The following is a 6,369-nucleotide window of genomic DNA, read 5'->3' as shown; positions in this document are numbered from 1 at the left end:
CGTTACTACTATAACGCATTTCACAAGGGATATCAATCGACAGCCAATNTGCTGAACAAGCAGNTTTTCCGTCTTCNCATGAAAACTCGTGTCGCAGATGAAAAACNTTATGCNGACAGCATAGATTCTGTGACCTTCCGCCGTGCCAAGATAGAGGCANAGAATATAGTTGACCGCAGTCCAATGACCGACTTAGCATGGACAGTTGAAAAAAGCAAGATAGAGAACAGACTATCCATCTTTCAGAAGAATATCAATCTTATCATGCCTTACGGTGGTACATCTGAAGACTATCGCAGGTGGAAGANCATTTATAACTGTCTTCAGACCGCTATCAAGGTTACTCGTGAGTCCTATCAAGATTTGGGACGCAAGAAGAAAGAGTACATAGCCATCTATAAAGATATTGTCAGNCGCAATTACCAGCTCACCAAACAGCTTCTTGCATGGAAAGGCATGAAGTCCGCAAAGGAGATGCGGGAAAACAGCAAGCCACCCCAGCGGTTATCCTCCGTCTCTACAGTAGCTTTTGATGCCTTGAACCGTTGGAGAACGGCGGTGGGCGTTGATGGTTTTTCAAAAAAGTGAAATCAAAAAGTAAAATATAAAATATACGCTAACAAGTAAAAATGTAAATTATGACATTCAGTTCCTTATTATTAGCTGCACAAGGAGGTCTTCAGGGGTTGTCGAACACAATCTCCGACCTATCCCAGACAATAGGAGTTGACCTGTTTGAGGAAGACATTGACAATGTTGTTTTTCAAACGAATGAGTTTTTGTGCAATCCCGATTTTATTGGTACACAGGGTCCTTTTTGGTGGATCCTTCAAATGAGCATGGCATTGGGAGCCTTGTTTTCCATCATTGTAGGTGCCAGCATTGCCTATAAGATGATGGTCAAGGGAGAACCCATTGATGTNTTCAANATACTTAAAGTATTAGGTATCGCCATGGTCATGATTTTTTGGTACCCTCCAAGCATGACTGGCATGGGTGGCGGCAGTGGTAGCATCTTGGATGCTTTGGCATATATTCCCAACTGTATAGGCAGCTATACCCACGACCTATATGAAGCGGAAGCTGTGCAAGTCAGTGAGAAATACAACGAGTTGATGCCACTTTTGCAAAAACGTGACACGATGTATCAAAAGGCAGCAGAGGTGGAAGTGGCTTCCGAAGGACTACAGAATGCTTCAAGTCTTGATGTTTTAGGTCAAAACACTTCTGGTAAAGATACTGTAGATGGTTTAAAAGATGCCGCCAGAGCTAAAAAGACATCTGTTTTTGCAGGTCTAATCATCGGCTTAGATAAGATTGTTATGTTCTTTTCGCTTGTTCTGTATCGTGTCGGTTGGTGGGCAACCATATTCTGTCAGCAAATCTTATTGGGTATGTTGACCATCTTTGGTCCCATCCAATGGGCTTTCTCCGTCCTTCCGAAATGGGAAGGGGCGTGGGCAAAATGGATTATCCGCTACCTGACCGTCCACTTCTATGGAGCCATGCTCTATTTTGTAGGTTTTTATGTCCTGCTGTTGTTTGATATTGTGATTAGCGTTCAGGTTGAAAACCTAACCGCCATTACATCGAATGTGAACACAATGAACGGTTATGTACAAAATGCCTTCATGTCCTGTGGTTATCTTCTTGCCGCTTCCGTAGTTGCATTAAGGTGTCTCAACTTGGTTCCCGATCTTGCAGCATGGATGATACCTGAAGGAGACACCGCTTTCTCCACTCGTAACTTTGGAGAAGGAGTGGCATCCTCCGTCAAATCAAGTGCCATGTCTGTCATGCCCAGAATCCANTAAAAAAANAAANCTATGGCTGTATTAAAAAAATTAGAAAACAAGATAAAATTAGTATTGATNGTCACAAGTCTTTTTTTGATAGGTTGTATAGTTATCAGCCTTGGAAGTCTTTTTATAGCCAGAGGNATGGTTGCCGATGCTCATAAGAAGATTTATGTCCTTGATGGNACNGTACCNGTTTTAGTCAAGCAGACTACNATGGATGAGACTTTTGGCGTGGAAGCAAAAAGTCACGTGGAGATGTTCCATAACCTGTTCTTTACATTGGCTCCTGATGATAAGTATATTGATTATACCATCAAGAAAGCCATGTACCTTATTGATGAGTCAGGTCTTGCNCAATATAACGCCTTGAAGGAAAAAGGCTTTTATAATAACATTATTGGAACGAGTACGATATGCAGTATNTTCTGTGACTCTATCAAGTTAGACGAGAAGAAGCTGACCTTTACCTATTATGGCCGTCAACGTATCGAGCGTCGCACCAGCATCCTGATGCGTCAGCTCATTACCGCAGGAAGTCTAAGGCGAGTACCTCGAACNGAAAACAACCCACACGGCTTTATCATCTACGGCTGGAGAACTCTTGTCAACAAAGATCTCTCCGAAAATCAGAAAACCAATTACTAACATTAAAGATTGAATATTATGGGATTCAAGAGAATTATTATGGGNGACCCTATGCCNGACAAGAACGACCCAAAATATAGAGAGCGTTATGAAAAAGAAGTGGAAGCAGGCAAACAGTTTGCCGACAAGAGTGGTTTGAGTTGGCTGGTCATGAAGATACAAATTCTGGCCAACCGTCACCGTGTAGCCTTCCTCGTTACNGTCTTCGGNATTGTAATTGGCTGTTTTGCCATTAACATTTTCAATATGGTACGCAGCTATAACGCCTCTAAGGANCGGCGCACAACAGCTGTTGAACAGGTAGATTCAGTATTACATCAAAGACGTACAATAAACAAAAAGTAAAATGGATGTAAAGAAAATAAATTTTAAGGATAGGAAGTATGTCTTTCCGGCTATACTATATCCACTGGTTTTGTTTGTAGGATATTTCGTCATTGATGCCGTAGAAACAGACGTGTCCGACAACGACCCACGCTTGGCCACAACGGATTACTTGAACTCTGATCTGCCGTCAGCCAATACTGACAGCGTGTTGGGAGGCAAGTTGGACAATGCCGAGCGTGAGTTTGGAAAAATCAATGATGTTTCTGGAGTTGAGAATGTTGAGAANGACNTTGACTCGATCAATAAAAAGGAAGATTATAATTCCCAATACAGTAATCGAGAGGCTGAAATGGTNCAAAGGCAGCAAGCGCANCAACGTGCCAAGATTGATGANCAGCGCAGAATCAGGGAAATGCAGGATCGTGTACGAAAGGGGNCAAACGCTTCCCGCAGCTCTTCCTCGAGCGACAACTTTGTCGCTCCAGTAAGTGATTCAGAGATTGCACGTCTCGACCGTAGNAGAAGACAACGTGAGATAGANAAGATGAACGAGGATCTTTCGGGCGTTGCTTTCGGTTCTTCTTCAGGNCGAGGAAGACGTGATAACGTAGACAATAATGACAGTATCGAAGATGATTATGGTCTGCTTGCAAATGGTTCTCGGAACGAAAGAAATACATCTTACGATGACAACGGATCCTCTTATTCTTCCAGAACATCGGACAACAACCGTGATGCAGGAGGACAAGCAGAGGGCAATCCCGAAAAAGTTGTCAAGAAAGTAAAGGCATCCTCCGACTACTTCAACACTCTATCGTCTTCATCGGAAGAGTCTAAGCTCATCAAGGCTATTATCGACGAGAATGTGAAGGCACAAGAAGGAAGTCGTGTCCGCCTTCGTTTGCTGGATGATGTGGAAATTGGTGACATAACCGTTAAGAAAGGTACCTACCTCTATGCACAGATGTCTGGTTTCAGTCAACAGCGAGTCAAAGGAAATGTAAAGAGCGTCTTCTGTAGGGATGAGATTATCAACGTAAGCCTTTCCATTTATGACACGGACGGATTGGAGGGTCTTTACGTTCCGCAATCTTCCTTCAGGGAAACCACTAAAGAGATACTCGGTTCAGCCACACAGGGTGGAACGAACATTGTAGACAACACAACCTCTTCAACTGGCATCAAAGGTTGGGCCAACAATGCCGTTCAGAATGCCTCTCAACATATGATGAATGCTGTAGGAAAAGCTGTCCGCAAGAATAGGGTAAAATTGAAGTATGGTACGCTCGTTTATCTGATTGACGGCAGTCGGCAGGAAAAGAGAAACAGATATTAAAATGCTAACAAGAANAAAAAAANATATGAAAAATTTTAAACAGAAAATTGCTATAGTCGTTATTATGTGTACCACTTTTTTGTTGGGGGTACATGCTCAAAAGACTTATTCGGATATGGAGGTGTTGACCGTCAACGAAAACATATCCACTATCATCACCGCCTCCGAGCCAATACGCTTGGTGGANATATCTACAGATTCCGTAGCAGGTGACAAACCTTTGGATAACGTGATACGTATAAAACCCAAGACCGGCAATCATAATGACGGGGATGTACTGGGTATAGTCACTATTATCACAGAGCGTTATAGAGTACAATATGCNCTTATTTACACCCGTCGTCTCCAAGAGGCCGTTTCGGATAAGGAAGTGGAACTTATAGAGCGCAATGCTTTCCACAATCCTGAAATNAGCATGTCTACTACAGATATGGCCTCTTATTGCATGAANGTATGGAATTCTCCAGCCAAATATCGNAGTACTTTTACCAAAAAGGACAAGATGATCATGCGNTTGAANAACATCTATGTTGTAGGCGAATATTTTTTCATTGATTTTTCCGTAGAAAACAAGACCAACCTCCCATTTGACATAGATGAGNTACGTATAAAGCTCGAGGACAAGAAACAAGAAAAGTCAACCAATGTTCAGATTATTGAGTTGAAACCAGCATTTATTCTTGACCGTTCTGTAAGGTTCAGAAAAGGCTACCGCAATGTAGTTGTCTTGAAAAAGATGACATTCCCCAATGACAAGGTTCTGTCGGTTGAGCTTTCAGAAAAACAGATTAGTGGTCGTGCCATCTCACTTCATCTCGACTATGAGGATGTATTAAGTGCCGACTCGTTCGACACGTTACTCTTGAAAGAACAATAAAAAAAGGCTTATCATGAATATACGTTTTTCCCGTTTNCCAAGAGTTTCTGTAGTTTCTCTTATCTGCCTGTTTCACCTTTCAGCTATGAGCCAATCTCACGGCAATCATGTAATGGTTGGCATGGGTGCTACCTATCCGCAAGGATTTGATGCCACACTGGCTTATGAGCATGAAATGAATTATCACAATGCAATGGAGTACTTNGCAAACTACTATATCAAGTACAAGACTGAACCAGAAGCAGGTTATGTCACCCGAAGTTCTTTTTGGNACAGTTATAACATTTGGACGGTTGGTTTTGCCTATAAGCCTTGCGTGACACGAAGTCGCAACCATCATGGCAACATCAGGGTCGGTGTAAGTGGCGGCAGTGACTTACATAAGTTTGTTGGCGTAGGTTCACTCGGCTACGAACACACCTTCAACCTCTATCATGGCTGGAGCATCTTCTTTCAGGTAAAAGAGGATGTCACGATGCGGGGGGAGGACTTGTTCCGTACTGGCGTAGCCATTGGTGCTAAGGTTCCACTATAAATTAAAATTGACATGAATATATATAAAATACTTATGGTAATCAATCGCATCATAAGACTTTCTCACAGAATTGTGCGAATTTCCTATAAAGTTCATCGTCAATCTTCACATAGAAGATCACGTAACACCAATAAAATAGTATATGCCATTTCTTTATTGGCTGTACTTATAGGNCTGAACTCATGTGATGTCTATCAACCCACAGATTATGAAATNCATGTGGGGTATATCTTGTGCGANGATCATAGTTGTGTGTCACCAGACGTTTATTTTGCCCAAAAATCGCAAAAAGCCGTGGGCGTTGTCTTTGCGGAGCAGACGGACGTTCATCCGCTTATGGCCGTTATGCTGAAGGANCTGGACGGAGTGTTCTGTGACTCGCTTGGCCTTTCCAACGGCACGAGTGGAAGCCTTACCGCTTTTGACGGTTCCGCCAACACACGAGCAATGCAAAACAGTTACAATGCCGAAACAAAGAAGGGTAGTCCACTTGCCATGAAGCTCTTTACNTTTCATGAAGGTGGCCAGAGTGATTTCCTGCCCAGTGTAGCAGAGCAGCGTTTGTTGAATGTCTCTGCCAGAAAAATCAATCCCATCATAGAAAAGCTNGGTGGCACACCCATAGCCTTGAATGAAGACTGTTGGTATTGGACTTCCACGGAAGTAAGNGANAACAANAANTTTCAGGCTTGGCTTTGTTCCTCTGTAAACGGGGGTATCATTGAAACGCCTAAGATGGAAAAACATAAGGCACGAGCAATCATTCAAATCAATTATTCTAACTAAAAAACAAACGACCATGGGATGGATAAAAGAGCTTGGCAAAGCAGCAGTAAAGGCAGCGGAAAAG

The 6,369-nt window shown here is 42.6% G+C and carries 4 protein-coding genes; all 4 read left to right on the top strand.

The annotated features are described in order from the left end of the window. Positions 1-638: 638 nt before the first annotated feature. The 4 genes from HMPREF9304_RS10810 (at position 639) to traN (ending at position 4,984) form a co-directional block, all read left to right on the top strand. On the top strand, positions 639-1,814 hold the full coding sequence (locus HMPREF9304_RS10810) for a hypothetical protein (RefSeq protein ID WP_052046125.1): 1,176 nt from the start codon (positions 639-641) through the stop codon (positions 1,812-1,814). A gap of 12 nt (positions 1,815-1,826) precedes the next feature. Continuing rightward, the gene (gene traK / locus HMPREF9304_RS10805) at positions 1,827-2,444 is read left to right on the top strand and encodes a conjugative transposon protein TraK (RefSeq protein WP_036929021.1); all 618 of its coding nucleotides are present in this window, start codon (positions 1,827-1,829) and stop codon (positions 2,442-2,444) included. 346 nt (positions 2,445-2,790) lie between these two features. Beyond that, a complete protein-coding gene (gene traM / locus HMPREF9304_RS10795; RefSeq protein WP_036929017.1) occupies positions 2,791-4,107 on the top strand; it encodes a conjugative transposon protein TraM in 1,317 nt (438 codons plus the stop codon). 25 nt (positions 4,108-4,132) lie between these two features. Further along, positions 4,133-4,984: a conjugative transposon protein TraN gene (traN, locus tag HMPREF9304_RS10790; RefSeq protein ID WP_036929024.1), complete on the top strand. Its 852-nt coding sequence runs from the start codon at positions 4,133-4,135 to the stop codon at positions 4,982-4,984. The last annotated feature ends 1,385 nt before the right edge of the window (positions 4,985-6,369 follow it).

Source organism: Hoylesella timonensis S9-PR14, from assembly GCF_000762405.1.
Classification (GTDB): Bacteria; Bacteroidota; Bacteroidia; order Bacteroidales; family Bacteroidaceae; genus Prevotella; species Prevotella timonensis_A.
The sequence above is the reverse complement of the archived record's forward strand: the minus strand, read 5'-3'. Positions and strand labels throughout refer to the sequence as shown.